Origin of the sequence: Imperialibacter sp. EC-SDR9, assembly GCF_902498805.1 — a bacterium.
Classification (GTDB): Bacteria; Bacteroidota; Bacteroidia; order Cytophagales; family Cyclobacteriaceae; genus Imperialibacter.
The window spans coordinates 748,167-762,761 of the sequence record NZ_LR701637.1 but is presented as its reverse complement, the minus strand read 5'-3'; the positions used below and the strand labels follow the sequence as shown (position 1 = coordinate 762,761).

Annotated in this window: 15 protein-coding genes; 14 read left to right on the top strand and 1 reads right to left on the bottom strand. The window is 45.1% G+C overall.

The genetic code is table 11. The annotated features are described in order from the left end of the window. The first annotated feature begins 151 nt into the window (after positions 1-151). The 4 genes from GC130_RS28490 to GC130_RS28475 are packed head-to-tail and all read left to right on the top strand — an operon-like array spanning position 152 to position 5,310. Entirely contained in the window at positions 152-1,135 is a 984-nt protein-coding gene (locus tag GC130_RS28490) for an aminodeoxychorismate synthase component I (RefSeq protein ID WP_152001763.1), read from the top strand. Further along, positions 1,101-1,700 carry an aminotransferase class IV gene (locus GC130_RS28485; protein ID WP_152001762.1) on the top strand — a complete coding sequence of 200 codons (600 nt, stop codon included), beginning with the start codon at positions 1,101-1,103 and terminating at the stop codon, positions 1,698-1,700. The genes GC130_RS28490 and GC130_RS28485 overlap by 35 nt, the downstream gene beginning before the upstream one ends. A 29-nt stretch (positions 1,701-1,729) precedes the next feature. Next, a complete protein-coding gene (locus GC130_RS28480) occupies positions 1,730-3,430 on the top strand; it encodes a hypothetical protein (protein ID WP_152001761.1) in 1,701 nt (566 codons plus the stop codon). A 47-nt stretch (positions 3,431-3,477) separates the two neighbouring features. Beyond that, positions 3,478-5,310, top strand: coding sequence for an ABC transporter ATP-binding protein (locus tag GC130_RS28475; protein WP_152001760.1), 1,833 nt, complete (start codon positions 3,478-3,480; stop codon positions 5,308-5,310). Positions 5,311-5,418: 108 nt separating this feature from the next. Here GC130_RS28475 and GC130_RS28470 read toward each other — a convergent pair whose 3' ends face one another. After that, positions 5,419-6,936 (bottom strand): hypothetical protein, encoded by a 1,518-nt coding sequence (locus GC130_RS28470; RefSeq protein WP_152001759.1) that lies wholly within the window; start codon positions 6,934-6,936, stop codon positions 5,419-5,421. A gap of 164 nt (positions 6,937-7,100) precedes the next feature. On the opposite strand from GC130_RS28470, the gene GC130_RS28785 reads away from it, so the two are divergent. The 10 genes from GC130_RS28785 (at position 7,101) to GC130_RS28425 (ending at position 14,567) form a co-directional block, all read left to right on the top strand. Then, positions 7,101-7,256 (top strand): hypothetical protein, encoded by a 156-nt coding sequence (locus tag GC130_RS28785; RefSeq protein ID WP_193218049.1) that lies wholly within the window; start codon positions 7,101-7,103, stop codon positions 7,254-7,256. A 65-nt stretch (positions 7,257-7,321) separates the two neighbouring features. After that, positions 7,322-8,998, top strand: a complete 1,677-nt coding sequence (locus GC130_RS28465) for an ABC transporter substrate-binding protein (RefSeq protein WP_152001758.1) — start codon at positions 7,322-7,324, stop codon at positions 8,996-8,998. Positions 8,999-9,078: 80 nt separating this feature from the next. Next, the gene (locus GC130_RS28460; RefSeq protein ID WP_152001757.1) at positions 9,079-9,468 is read left to right on the top strand and encodes a hypothetical protein; all 390 of its coding nucleotides are present in this window, start codon (positions 9,079-9,081) and stop codon (positions 9,466-9,468) included. Further along, positions 9,465-10,040: a D-sedoheptulose 7-phosphate isomerase gene (gene lpcA, locus GC130_RS28455; protein WP_152001756.1), complete on the top strand. Its 576-nt coding sequence runs from the start codon at positions 9,465-9,467 to the stop codon at positions 10,038-10,040. Before GC130_RS28460 ends, lpcA begins: the two co-directional genes overlap by 4 nt. Then, the gene (locus tag GC130_RS28450) at positions 10,040-11,578 is read left to right on the top strand and encodes a YifB family Mg chelatase-like AAA ATPase (protein ID WP_152001755.1); all 1,539 of its coding nucleotides are present in this window, start codon (positions 10,040-10,042) and stop codon (positions 11,576-11,578) included. Before lpcA ends, GC130_RS28450 begins: the two co-directional genes overlap by 1 nt. Positions 11,579-11,662: 84 nt before the next feature. Further along, positions 11,663-12,526: a carboxylating nicotinate-nucleotide diphosphorylase gene (gene nadC, locus GC130_RS28445; RefSeq protein WP_152001754.1), complete on the top strand. Its 864-nt coding sequence runs from the start codon at positions 11,663-11,665 to the stop codon at positions 12,524-12,526. Between the two features lie 3 nt (positions 12,527-12,529). Then, positions 12,530-13,003: a YcxB family protein gene (locus GC130_RS28440; RefSeq protein ID WP_152001753.1), complete on the top strand. Its 474-nt coding sequence runs from the start codon at positions 12,530-12,532 to the stop codon at positions 13,001-13,003. Between the two features lie 47 nt (positions 13,004-13,050). Next, entirely contained in the window at positions 13,051-13,476 is a 426-nt protein-coding gene (locus tag GC130_RS28435; protein WP_152001752.1) for a regulatory protein RecX, read from the top strand. A gap of 102 nt (positions 13,477-13,578) precedes the next feature. Continuing rightward, positions 13,579-13,968 carry a DoxX family membrane protein gene (locus GC130_RS28430; RefSeq protein ID WP_152001751.1) on the top strand — a complete coding sequence of 130 codons (390 nt, stop codon included), beginning with the start codon at positions 13,579-13,581 and terminating at the stop codon, positions 13,966-13,968. A 77-nt stretch (positions 13,969-14,045) separates the two neighbouring features. Then, positions 14,046-14,567, top strand: coding sequence for a DinB family protein (locus GC130_RS28425; RefSeq protein ID WP_152001750.1), 522 nt, complete (start codon positions 14,046-14,048; stop codon positions 14,565-14,567). Positions 14,568-14,595: the final 28 nt, after the last annotated feature.

The window sequence follows — 14,595 nt, the reverse complement described above, 5'->3', positions numbered from 1 at the left end:
TTGAGATGATCTGCGAGAATAAGTTTAGATTTACCATGGGAGGTGTAGTCTTTTGTTGTGCAACTCAAAGCTAACTTTGAGATACTTAATTCACACCTCCCTACTCTATTCGTTTAGGACGCTATTGCTTTGAAGTTTAATAATCAGTCATTTGAGTCTATCCACATTCATAGAATTGGTCAACAAGAAGGGGAAAGATAGGGTTCCATTCTTTTTTGTGGTCGACTTTGAGCTGCAGAAACCGAAAGTTTGGGACGTTGACTCACTCATTGACGAAAATATCCTGTTCAACTTCGAAGGGTTTTCCAATCACCGGGAAAAAGAGGCTATCTCTGTCCACGCCGAAAAAATATATCCGGCTTTTGAAACGTATAAAAAGGCTTTTAATCATGTTTACCAGCATTTGCAAGCCGGCAATTCCTTTTTAGTGAATCTTACCGCCAAAACTGAGCTCATTACATCGGCTAGCCTACCCGACATCTATCACGCCTCATCCGCCAAATACAAAATGTTCTACAAAGGCGAGTGGGTAGTTTTTTCCCCAGAGACTTTTGTGAGAATTTCAGGAAATACTATTGAAACCTGCCCTATGAAAGGCACAATTGATGCTGATTTGCCTGGGGCGGCAACCAGGCTGCTCAACGACCCAAAGGAACTTGCCGAACATGTGACAGTGGTGGATCTACTGAGAAACGACTTGAGCAGGGTGAGCCACGACGTGCGGGTGGAAAAATTCAGGTATACAGAAGAAATTCGCACCAACGGCAAGCACCTGCTTCAAACCAGTTCAAAAATTACCGGCAGATTGCCAAGTGGATATGAATCAAATCTGGGAGAAATTATAACGGAACTGTTACCTGCCGGCTCTATTTGCGGTGCTCCGAAGCCAATGACTTGCCAGATCATAAAGGAAGCTGAGGGTGAAAAAAGAGGCTACTATACTGGTGTTGCCGGATACTTTGATGGGGTCAGCCTGAACAGCTGCGTGCTGATCCGCTACATAGAAAAGGCTGGCGATCAACTTTTTTACCGAAGCGGAGGAGGCATCACAGCCCAAAGCCATGCGCAGCAGGAATATCAGGAACTAATCGACAAGGTGTATGTGCCTACTATTGGAGTCTATCAAAATAGCTAACGGGCAGCCCCAAAACCTGCCATGGCACCAGCGACGGCTCGATGCAAGCCGACTGGAAGTTTTTGGAGTTGGGCTGCCACCGATCAACCTTCTGGAGGTACTCGATACTTCCCAACTTGACAGCACCACTATTTATAAGGCGAGGGTAATTTATGGTGAACAGCTTAACAAAGTTGAAATAGAGCCCTACTCTGTCAGACCAATCCAATCGATAAGAGTAGTGGAAGCAAACAACCTCGATTACCGTCACAAGTATGCCGACCGATCAGCGATCAATATGCTTTTCAACGGAAAGGGGGGAGCAGACGAGATACTGATCACCCGAAATAGCCTCCTTACCGACTGTAGCTATGCCAATGTTTGTTTTTGGGATGGATCGAAATGGCACACTCCCGCAGAGCCCCTGCTGGCTGGTACCAAAAGAGCATCACTGCTTGAAAAAGGCCTGATCTCCGAAAGAAAAATAGCCGTCAACGACATTAAATTCTTTGAATCCGTCACACTCATCAACGCTATGCTGGACCCTGGCACAATTGTGCTACCAGTGAGCCAGCTCATTTGTTAACCAGATAAACCTGTTATTTTAGTGGCTGCATGCAAAAACACTTAGCATTCTTCTTTCTTTTACTTTGCCTGGCTTTAACAGAGTCATTTGCACAAAGTGCCAACGTGCCGTTGTGGAGCGACTACTACCATCTGCTTGACCGGTACGAGATCAAAAGCGGCAAGATGCACGATGGCTATTTCAGTTCTTTCAAGCCAACTCTGCGCCAGTCGGTAGCTGCTTTTACCGACTCGGTGTCCAGCCTGGGTGTTTTTGAGAGTTCGTCTGACAAGTTCAACGAAAAATATCTTCGACAGGACAACTGGGAGTTCTTTACCGACAGTCTGGAAGCAGCACCCACCAGCAAAAAACCCATCCTAAAATATTTCTACAGAACATCATCCGATGCCTTTCACGTGGGGGAAGATGGTATTGACCTTCATGTTAGCCCTGTTTTTCAGTTTGATGTTGGGCACGACCCAAATTCGCCCTCAACACCATTTATCAATACACGTGGAATAGTAGTGCGGGGCAGAATCGATGAAAAACTGGGCTTCTACACCTACCTCACCGAGAATCAGGCAGTGTTTCCGGCCTACACGCAGCGTTGGATCGACCGCTGGCACGTGGTGCCCAACGAAGGCTTCTGGAAGCGATTTGGTGAGGCCGGAACCGACTATATTACTGCCAATGGTTATTTAACTTTTAGTCCCACAAAACACATCCAATTGCAGGCTGGCCACGATAAACTCTTTGTGGGCAACGGCATGCGGTCGATGTTTCTTTCCGACTTTTCGAACAACTACTTTTTCCTCCGTTTCAATGCGAAGATCTGGAAGTTCAATTATACCAACGTTATCGCCAGGCTCAAGGCCGATGTTTTCTACTACAACGATGGGCTGCTGGGCACTAAGGAATTTCCCAACAAAAACCTGGTGATGCACCAGCTCAACTGGCAAGTCACCAAAAACTTCAATGTCGGTCTTTTTGAGGCAGTGATGTTTTCGCCGGAAGACTCGTTACGAACCGGCTCGTTCGATCCCAACTATCTTAACCCGTTTATCTTCTACAGGGGGCTCGAACAGCAGCTGGGCAGCCCCGACAATGTGCTTGTTGGCTTTGATGCCAAATGGAATTTTGCCCGCCACTTTTCGGCTTATGGGCAATTCCTGCTGGATGAACTATCGTTTACCAACCTGAAAAACAAGACAGGCTGGTGGTCGAATAAATACGCCTATCAGCTCGGCTTGAAGTGGGTGGACGTGGGCAACATCTCCAATCTCGACCTTCAGCTTGAACACAACTACGCACGGCCTTACACATACGCCCATCAGAGCAGCTACACCAGCTTCACGCATTACCGGCAACCGCTCGCCAACCCGCTGGGGGCAAATTTCAAAGAATGGGTGGCTGTGCTAAGGTATCAACCAATTGGAAAGCTTCAGCTCACTGCCAGGGCAATGCTTGCTTCCCAGGGTGAGGATATATTAGCGTCGAACTGGGGCAGAAATCCACTACTTCCCTATGCTACCTTTGAAAGAGAATTTGGGAATTTTACTGGCCAGGGAGTGGCTACAAAAATCAACCTTGTGGGCTTACAGGCCAGCTATCAGTTGCTCCACAATCTTTTCATCGATGCCAGATTCATTTACCGCAAAGAGCAACAAGAAAGTATTTCGCTGCGTAACAATGATCAGTTCTTTGGTTTTGGCATCCGGCTCAATACCGACACAAAACATCATTATTTCTAATTGACACCATTACACTCTACCTTTGCGCCCTCACTTCAAGTAGTTGAATGAAAACCTATTTCAGACTTCTTTCTTTTGCCCGCCCTTTCGGGAAGTTTATTCCCACTTATATATTGGTCACCATTCTCCAGGTTGTATTCAGCCTGGTGAACTTTGCTGTACTCATCCCACTGCTCGAAATACTCTTTGACCAGATAGAGCCGGAGAAGTTAGAGAACCTTAAACGCCTACCCGAGTTCACGATCAGCGTCGACTATTTCAAATCCCTTTTCTATTATCATTTTTCTGGCTTTATCGACACCGCTGGAAAAACCGGCGCCTTGAAATTTGTCTGCGCAGTCATCGTAATTTCAGTGTTTCTCGCCAACTTATTCAGGTATCTCTCCGCAGTAATGCTGGCAAAAATACGAGCGCTGGTCATCAAGAACCTCCGCACCCTGGTGTATGAACGCATCCTCTCTTTCCCAGTCAGCTTTTTTACCGAGCGCAGAAAGGGGGATATCGTAAGCAGGGTTACCAACGATGTGCAGGAAGTAGAGCATTCAGTGGTTAGCACACTTAAAGTGCTGTTCAAAGAGCCAGCCATGATCATAGGCTACTTCGCTGTGCTGTTCAGCATGTCTGTGGAACTCACCTTATACACCATGCTCCTACTGCCTATCTCAGGTGGGCTCATTGCAGGTATCGCCAGGCGACTCAAAAAGCGGGCTCATCAAAGCCAGCAGGCTTTGGGAAATATCAACAACATCCTCGACGAGAGCATCGGCGGCATTCGGATTATCAAGGCGTTCACTGCTACCAGGTTTGTGTTCCAAAAGTTCATAAAAGAGGTTCAATACTACGCCAGAAAGAATGTGTCTATTGCCAGAAGGTATGAAATGGCCGGGCCGATTTCGGAATTTCTCGGCGTTTCGGTCGTCGCTGGAATCCTTCTCGTTGGTGGAAACCTCATCCTGCAGGACAACTCCACCCTTACTCCCTCAGAGTTTCTTGCATTCCTTATCATATTTTCGCAAATATTACCTCCGGCAAAGGCTATGTCGTCTTCATTTAGCAATATCCAGCGTGGTCTGGCTGCCGGAGAAAGAATTTTCGAGGTTATCGATACGCAGTCGGCCATTACTGACGCCAGGAGCTCCACGGTGCTTCCCTCTTTCAGCACGTCTATAGAATTTAAAAACGTTTCGTTTGCCTACGAAAAAGAACTCGTACTGAAAAATATCAACCTAAGTATCCCAAAGGGGAAAACAGTAGCACTTGTCGGCCCCTCCGGAGGTGGTAAATCCACACTTTCAGACCTTATTCCAAGGTTCTACGACCCCAATGAAGGGGATGTGTGCATCGACGGAAAACCGCTCACCTCCTACACCATGGACTCCATTCGCAAGCAGATGGGCATTGTTACCCAGGAGTCCATTCTCTTTAACGACACGGTGTTGAATAATATCGCCTTTGGCGTGGCCGATGCTGATGAGAAAAAAGTAATAGCTGCGGCCAAAATCGCCAATGCACATGAGTTTATTGCTGAAATGCCGGAAGGGTATTATACAGAAATAGGAGATAGAGGCGTGAAACTCAGCGGTGGTCAGCGGCAAAGACTGAGCATCGCACGGGCTATTTTCAAAAACCCGCCTATACTGATTCTCGACGAGGCCACTTCGGCACTTGATTCGGAGTCGGAGAAGCTGGTGCAGGAGGCCCTTACCAACCTGATGAAAAACCGCACATCGGTAGTGATTGCCCACAGACTGAGCACGATACAAAATGCTGACCTTATTGTGGTATTACAGAATGGACAAATCGCAGAGCAGGGAACCCACAATGAGTTGATTGCCAGAGCAGGCCTTTACTCAAGGCTGATCGAAATGCAGTCGTTTTAGAAAATCTGTCTCACACAGCCTAAAAAAATAAAAACCCTGCTGACAGAGCCAGCAGGGTTATATTGTCATATCAACATATGACAAGCATCGACCTAATCAAAGTTTCATCTACCTGCCGAAGTCCAGCTTGACAAATGAATGCTCCATATTTTGTAGCATCATTTCCCATAGTTGTTCGTAAGGCACAATTTCTATCTCTGCAAATGCATCACCAGGTTCTGGCGTGCCTTTCAGCCTATTGAAATATTTTTCTCCCTTCTTGGCAGCTACGGTTGGATTAAAGCTGCTTTCCACCATAATAGTAATCAGCTTAAGGAACAGCTTCTCCCGCTGGCTTTCCGGGTTTTCGTTGAGGTAGCGATAAATATACTTTTCTGTGTTTGGCAATTTGGTGAGTGCAATATCCAGTTTATCTTTCTTCATTAAATCGATAAACTCGAGGATCATAATGGCGACCATGAGCCCCTGCTTGTCTTGAGTGTAAAAGGGCAGCTTCTGATAAATCTTGGAGAAATCGAGCACATCCTCCACGTCCCTATTTGGCATAAGGAAATATAAGTAGGCTTTGTACAGCTCCCACCTCTCTTTTGCCCTTTGCGAAATCTTTTCCATGTGTGGATTCCTGTACACCTGACCAATCAAATCCTCCGCCAATTCGTAGTTTCCGCTGTGCAGGGCCATTAAGTAGTAGTTCTCCATATGAGAAAACCAATTGCGTGAAGAGCGCCCGATATGCTCCAAACCAGCCTTTGCATAGCTCATACCATTCTTGTAATCCTTCGCCCTGAGGTATGCATATGTCTTTATGTAAACGTTGTATCTTACATCAAACCTAAGCGGATTAATTATCCCCTTTTTTACCATTTCTTCAGCCTCTCCCGTAACTTGAAGAATTCCTTCAAACTCCCCCAGAAGCTCATTAGACCTTATTTTCAACCTGTAATACTTCTCAAATACATTGTATGACTTACTCTTCTCCCAGAGAGCTTGCAATTGTTGCACCGATTTCAACGTCGAATCGAGGTGAGTCTTCCTGGAATGAACTGACTTTTGAAGTTGCATTTTCTTCATGCAGAAGATACTCTCAGCCTCTTCTTCTGCTCTAAGCAATTCTTCATACTTCTTAATTCTACCCAGGGTCTTTCTAAGATGATTAGGCCTGCACAACTCGGAATAAATCAACCTCAACATCCTAAGCCCTGATAAAGTCAACTCTGTAAATTCCGACTCTCTGGAAATGGCAAGTGCCTTATTTACATGCTTCTCTGCCAAATCATATTCACCCTCTTTAAACAATACTTTCGCTCGGAATATGTAACTGTGGCACTCCTGCTCATACGGGAATCCGATATTTACTTTAGAGTCGTTGAAGTCAACAAAATAAAGCAAATTATAGAGCTTGTACCGCAGTCGTGACTTGAGCATCCGGAAGCGCTGGTCGGTAGAATCCGATTCATACATGCCCAAAGAGGCTTCATCATCCGTATTATACAGCCCTTTTTGAATCCCGTTAAACAACTGCTGCTCTTTGCTAGGGTTTTCATCGTGGCTAATAACATCAATCAGCGAAACGTTCTTCTTTACTCTTGTTGTTATAATCCGCACTAATTTTTTTATCTCCTCCATTTCAATACAATTACTTACTTGCTAAATACTCACTAGGTTAATATTTACACTACTAGAACTATATTTTGTTATAGTTACGTCAAGTTACAAAGTGTCAGTTTTTTTTCCAAAGCACAGCCACATCTTCGTGCCATACAATTTTAATCATTTAAATCGCTTGACCTATGGCACAGTATGTTTTCTTTATGATTCTATCATTAGGGCTTTATTTTTCCGCTCCTAAAACAACCACTTCTCAGGTTTCAAAAAAGGCTAAGAAATCACTCCGCATCATCAAAACAGACGGAGGTGATTCAGAGTGGGATACAGGAGGAAAATAATCCGATAAATTACTAATAATCATTTCTCAGGTTTTAAATTAGCTCCTCTTTGAGGGGCTTTTTTTATGAATCAGAAATTAAGGTTATTAGGTTATTCTCTACTCTTTCTAGCTGGGTGCACTTCGCAGGTTGATTATCCTTCGCAATTGAGGATTCAAATCAATAGCTTTCCCGAAAGTTTTTCGCCCATCAAAACAAACGAGTTCGATGGGATTATATTTCAATTTCTAAGCGAAAGAGATTCGACGGATAAGATAGTTTCAAATTTAGCGGAACTTTCTGAAAAAATAACTATAAATGACACAATTAGTTTATTCGGCTTTACGCTAAAGAGCTCGGCCAAATGGGCAAATGGGGCTCCTGTGTCAAAAGAAGACGTGCTTTTTACCTTAAAACTCAATAAATGCAGGCTCAGAAGCGGCATTTCCTCAGGAAGCTTTCATTTAGATGCCATCAAAGCTTTTTACCCAGACTCTTCCAACGCCCGGTTTTTTCAGCTCGAAACGCATGGCAACCCGGAATATAGCAGGTCAGTAGCCGGAGATTTCCTTGTCATGCCCGAAAACATTTTTGACCCTCAAAAAACACTGAGAGATTATAGCCTGGAAGAGATAGGTAGCTTTAACGAGGACAACGCCCCGGATGATGTAAAAAAATACTTCGAGACGTTCAATGGCATTGCCCCTTACGATTCCGTCTACTTCAACGGTTCTGGCCCTTACCAAATCGAGAGCTACTATCCTGACCAAAGCATTAGCCTGGCACTGACTGAAACAAAGAAAGAGAAGCTGCCCTCACAGTTCCAATTGGCTGACAGGATCAACTATGTGATGATTACTGACCCTACGGCCGCCAGATTTGCTTTGCAAAACAATGAAGTAGACGTTATTACCCAGGTGCCCGCCACCGAGTTTGTTCAGCTGGAAGCCTTCAACAAAACCTCAAACACTCTTAATCTCTACAGACAAGCTGGATTCAAGTTTGTGTTTTTTGGCTTTAATACCCGTTGGCCAAAATTTAGCAGCAAGGACGTGAGAATTGCTCTTTCCCATATTATTGACGTTCAGGGCATTATCGACGCAGTGCGCCTGGGTTATGCTGAGCCTACCGTCGGGCCAGTAAACCCGGTGTTGTCGGATCTGTACAACGACGACATTAGCGTCTACAATTACAACCCAGACCAAAGCAAGGTGCTTCTTGAAAAATCAGGATGGAACTTCGACGGGAATAACTGGAAAAATGATGCTCGAGAAACGCTTGATTTCGAACTCACTTACAATGGAACAAATCCGGACTATCAAAAAATAGCGCTCATTATCCAAAGTGAAGCCAAGAAAATAGGCGTGCAGGTAAACCTGGCGCCGGAGGAGTCAGGCACTCTTTTAAAAAGGCTGCGATCGCACCAGTTCGAAGCTGTGCTCTATTCATTTGTTGGCTCGCCACGGGCCTATGATTACTCACCGCTGTTCCACACTGCGTCGGCTGCTCCGGGTAAAATGAATTTTTCTGGCTTCGGAACTGATGAAAGCGACCGGGAAATTGAAAAGGCTATCTTATCTACCTCAAGAGAAGAGATGGCCATTCATTTGAAAAAATTGCAACAAATTCTGCACGAAGAGCGACCTATAGTCTTTCTTTATTTTGAACAAAGCCTCATAGCAACGTCGAAGAGATTTCCTCGTTTAAACATTAGTTACTATCGTCCTGGGTACGATCCGGTTGGATTCTACCAGACACGCTAGTCCTGAAATTGAAGTATATCGTTTTTTTGTTTACTCACTCATTCTAACTACATTTTAGCCTCATTAGTTATCGAAAAATAATGCTTAAACGCTTTAGGTATATATTTTATCTGGTCTACGTCCTTTACGCTCTGATGCTCCTGTACCTTTGCGTTAAACTTCTGAAAGTGCCAGACGCCACAGAAGATGCCTTCTACCTTTATTTAAAAGAAACATTCGGAGGTTATTTTGGTGTGATCTCTTTCCTTGAAACTTACTTCAGATCGTTCCAAATATTTACCATTCTTGCCGTTGCATTTAGCTTCTTCATACTTTTCTCTGACTTCTTTGGGAAGCTTTTCCTTAGAAGAAAGATTGCCCGGCTTGAAGGGGAGGTTAACGATTTGAAGGCAAAACTTTACGACAGGGAGCAAAAAACCACTCCTCCGTCGATTACCACAACGCAACCAAGCTCTTCCGACGAAAAATGAAAGAATTGATCGAGAATGAGCTTAAAGAAGCTCATCAACTTCTTGAAAAGTTTCTCTCAGACCCTGCTACTGCTCAAAGCATCGAAAAGGCCGTTGACCTGATGGTAACCAGCATTTTGGAAGGAAAAAAAATAATTTCTTGCGGGAACGGTGGCTCAATGTCGGATGCCATGCATTTTGCCGAAGAGCTGAGCGGCAGATACCGGGGAAACAGACCTTCAATTCCAGCCGTTTCTATTTCCGACCCTACCCATATTACCTGCGTCGGCAATGATTACGGCTTTGACTACATCTTTTCAAGATATATTGAGGGACTTGGACAGCCGGGCGATGTGCTGCTTGGTATCTCAACTAGCGGCAATTCCAAAAACATCATCGAAGCGGTTGCCAAGGCAAAAGAAAAGGGATTGCGCATTATTTTGCTCACCGGAAAAGATGGTGGTAAACTCGCCAACGCAGGCGATGTGGAAATAAGAGTGCCGCATTTTGGCTTTGCTGACAGAATTCAGGAAATCCACATCAAAGTCATTCATATTTTTATTCTTCTCATTGAAAAGAAATTGGGGTACTGATGCTGGCAAAAACTTTCGGAAGCGCTGTATATGGAGTAGACGCCTCTATCATTACCGTTGAGGTAAATGTGAGCGCCGGCACCAAGTTTCTTATGGTGGGCCTGCCCGACAATGCCGTTAAAGAGAGTGAGCAGCGAGTAGAATCGGCCATTAAATACTTTGGCTATTCTATGCCAAGGATAAAAACAGTAGTGAACCTGGCTCCAGCCGACATAAAAAAGGAAGGCTCCGCCTACGACCTGCCAATCGCCCTGGGCATTTTAAAAGCATCGGGCCAGCTCACTACAGAAGCGCTTGAGCAGTACATCATCATGGGTGAGCTCTCTCTTGACGGCCTGCTGCGACCCATCAAAGGCGTTTTACCGATTGCCATTGAGGCTCGGAAGAAAGGATTTAAAGGTTTCATCCTGCCAAAGGAAAATGCCTCTGAAGCAGCCATCGTTGACAAGCTCGATATTATTGGTGTTGAGACGATCAATGAAGCCATTGAATTCGTGGAAGGCAGGCTGGAGATAGAGCCATTAAAAAAAGATACAAGAAGTATTTTCGAAGATACCTACGATGGGTATGAGGCAGACTTTGCTCAGGTGCAAGGGCAGGAAAATATTAAAAGAGCATTGGAAATTGCCGCTGCTGGCGGCCACAATGTGATCATGATTGGCCCTCCGGGGGCTGGCAAGACCATGCTGGCCAAACGGCTTCCTTCAATCCTGCCACCGCTGAACCTTCACGAGGCCCTCGAAACAACCAAAATTCATTCTGTCGCCGGAAAGCTTGGGGCTCATGCTTCACTGGTAGCAACAAGGCCATTTCGCTCACCGCATCACACTATTTCTGACGTTGCACTGGTCGGAGGCGGCGGCATTCCACAGCCGGGTGAAATTTCGTTGGCGAACAATGGTGTACTGTTTCTGGATGAGCTACCCGAATTCAAACGAACAGTGCTGGAGGTAATGCGGCAGCCACTTGAAGAGCGCCGGGTAACCATATCGAGAGCAAAAGTGTCCATCGACTTCCCTGCCAACTTTATGCTGGTGGCCAGCATGAACCCCTGCCCTTGTGGCTATTATAATCACCCTGAGAAGGAATGTGTGTGTCCGCCCGGCACAGTGCAACGCTACCTTAACAGAGTCAGCGGCCCACTGCTCGACCGGATCGATCTGCATGTGGAAGTCACACCTGTTTCCTTTGACGAAATGACCGCAGACCGGCAAGCGGAAACAAGCACGCAAATCAGGGAAAGGGTGATCAGCGCACGGCTGCTCCAAACCGAAAGGTTCAAAGACCACCCCACCATTTTCAGCAATGCGATGATGCCACCCCCGATGGTGAAAGACATTTGCCAGATCAATGAGGCAGGGAAAAAGCTACTCAAGACTGCCATGGAGCGGCTGGGCCTTTCGGCCAGGGCCTACGACCGCATTCTTAAAGTATCCAGGACCATTGCAGACCTGGCTGGCACCGAGGAAATCAGGATCGAACACCTGGCCGAAGCTATTCAGTACCGCAGTTTGGACAGAGAGGGCTGGGCTGGATAATTTGCGGTCAACTACTGGTTAAATATTGACCAAGATTTTTGATCATTCCCCACTAAATAAAATTCGGTTGTCTATTTTTGCGACGTGAAACAGGAGGACTTCTTTTACACGCAACTAAATGCACTTGTGGAAAATGCCCTGGCGGAAGATATTGGCGAGGGTGATCACTCAACCCTTTCCACTGTGCCTGCGGGAAAGCAAGGCAAAGCAAGGCTTCTGGTGAAGGACGACGGCATTATAGCCGGAATGGACGTGGCAAAATTTATCTTTCACAAATACGATCCTGCTCTTCAGTTTATCCAGCACATTGAAGATGGCTCAGCGGTGAAGGCAGGCGACATAGCCTTTGAGCTTACGGGCAGCGCCCGGTCCATATTAACCACCGAAAGGCTGGTGCTCAATTGTATGCAAAGAATGAGTGGAATTGCTACCTACACAAATAGTTTAAGTAGCATGATTTCGCATACAAAAGCTAAGCTGCTTGACACGAGAAAAACCACGCCGAACTTCCGGTTGCTGGAGAAAAGGGCGGTTGAAATTGGAGGCGGCAAAAACCATCGCTTTGCACTTTACGATATGATAATGCTCAAGGACAATCATATTGATATGGCCGGCGGCATCAGTTCTGCTATTCAGTCAGCTAAGAGTTACTTGAAAGAGCTCGGAAAAGGCCTTAAAATTGAAGTTGAAACCAGAAGTATGGCGGAAGTAAATGAAGTTTTAGCTGAGGGCGGGGTCGATTTCATCATGCTCGACAATATGAGCACCACAGAAATGAAAAAAGCAGTAGCTTTGATCGCCGGAAAAGCCAAAGTGGAAGCTTCCGGAGGAATAACCGAAAAAACAATAAAAGAGATAGCAGAAACCGGTGTTGATTTTATTTCGGTTGGCGCACTCACACACTCTTATAAAAGCCTGGATTTAAGTTTGAAAGTAGTAATAGAATAATTCATGATCGTAAAAACTAAGAAGTATCAACTTCCAAAAAATACCTATATAAAAATTGCTCTTTGGAGCGTGTTGAAGCAGCAATGGTGGGTTTCCCTCATCTATGTCGGCCTCAATCTGCCAGTGTTTTTTCTACCCAGCTGGTGGTGGTTCATTGGCTCTACCATTGCACTTGTACTGTATATACTGTTTTGGCTGATTCAGTTTGCTGGTGCCACTCAAATGGAGCAATTCAAAATTCTTTTTGACAAACTGGGCTATGAAATTGACAGCCGACAGATCCTGATCAAGATAAATACGAAACAGGGGATGCCGATGAAATGGGAAAATATCTCACGTGCGCTAGTCAAAAAAGACGCCTTTACATTGTTCGTGAACAAAGCGCAGATTATTCATCTTCCGTTCAAAGTTTTCAACACCGAGAATGAGGTGAAGTTTGTGGAAACCATTCTGAAAAGAAAAGGCCTTGTCAAATAGCTTTGACTGAAGCAGACAAAAAAAGAATAAAACCGCATTTGTCGAAGATGGCACATTACTGCTCCATGCAGGAACGTGCCGTTTCCGATATCCTCTTGAAATTGCGAAGCGCTGCTTTGTCTGATGATGACAAGAACCACATCGTAGCAACGCTGAAAAAAGAAGGTTTTCTGGATGAGGCCAGGTATGCCAGAGCCTTTGCCAACGACAAGTTCAAATTAAATCAGTGGGGCAGGATTAAGATCGGCTATGCGCTGAGGATGAAGCAGGTGGATAGTGCCATCATTGAAGAAGGACTCGAGCAAATTGACAAAGAGGACTACCAGGAGCTGATTGCTACTCTAGCCACAAGAAAGCTCAAAGATACCCGCTCAACCAGCGCCGCAGACCGCAACAACAAAATTGCCCGATTTCTTCTACAGCGTGGCTTTGAATCTGATCTCGTTTGGAAAACTATTCAAGCGTTGCCTTGATTTGTCTCGTATTTGACTAAAGCCCGTCTTTTTTTCAATCAGAATGATTAAATTCATCCTGATTCCCGTAAACTGTTGAGTTATTCACTCAAATGAAGTCTCATGAAAATCAGGAAGGTCGGAGTAATAATTTTGCGAATAGTGGCCGCAATAATTATGCTCCAAACACTGTATTTTAAATTTACGGGGGCCCCAGAGTCCATTTATATATTCAGCACCATCGGAATGGAACCCTGGGGCAGGTACATGGTAGGCAGCATGGAGCTTGTCGCATCAGTGCTTTTACTCATTCCAAAAATCTACTGGCTTGGCGGGCTGCTGGGCATGTGCCTCATGGCCGGAGCCCTGTTCTTCCACGCTGTATTTTTGGGTATTGAAGTACAAGGCGATGGTGGGCTTTTGTTTGGCTACGCCATTGTTGTATTTATTGCCAGCCTGGTGGCAGTGTTAGATCGTAAGAATGATATCCCTATTTTAAAAAATTTATTTTGAGTTACCTCTTTGTCCGTCATTTGACCGTATAGCGAATGAAGGATATGTATTTTTATAAGTTTGGATACCTAACATATATGAACCTAATTACCACCGCAGGAAACGTCTTGTCGCAGCTTGATGAAGTAATTGCTCAACTAAAGCCTGAAGATTACTCTCGTCCGGTTAAACTTCTCAACAACTCAACTATTGGCCAGCATGTGCGACATACGCTGGAGTTTTTTATCTGCCTCATGGACGGCACTCCCAGTGGTGTGGTCAATTATGACAACCGAAGAAGAGACAAGATGATTGAAGATGACGGAGACTTTGCCCGGCAAGTCCTGAGAGGTATTGGAGACTTTGTAAAATCCCATAAAGAAAATTCTACGCTGAATCTTGAGGCAGATTTTGGATCAACAGACCGACAGGCTGACCAGGAAGCAATGATAAGCATACCCTCCAACTACTTTCGTGAATTGGTCTACAATATTGAACATGCTATTCACCACATGGCGTTGATAAGGGTAGCGATCAACGAGTTTTGCGGGTACGTACAGCTGCCTGAAGACTTTGGGGTGGCCAGTAGCACCATTCGAAGCAGACAAGCGAGTAACTAAGATTCTACCTCATCACCTATTTCTGTAG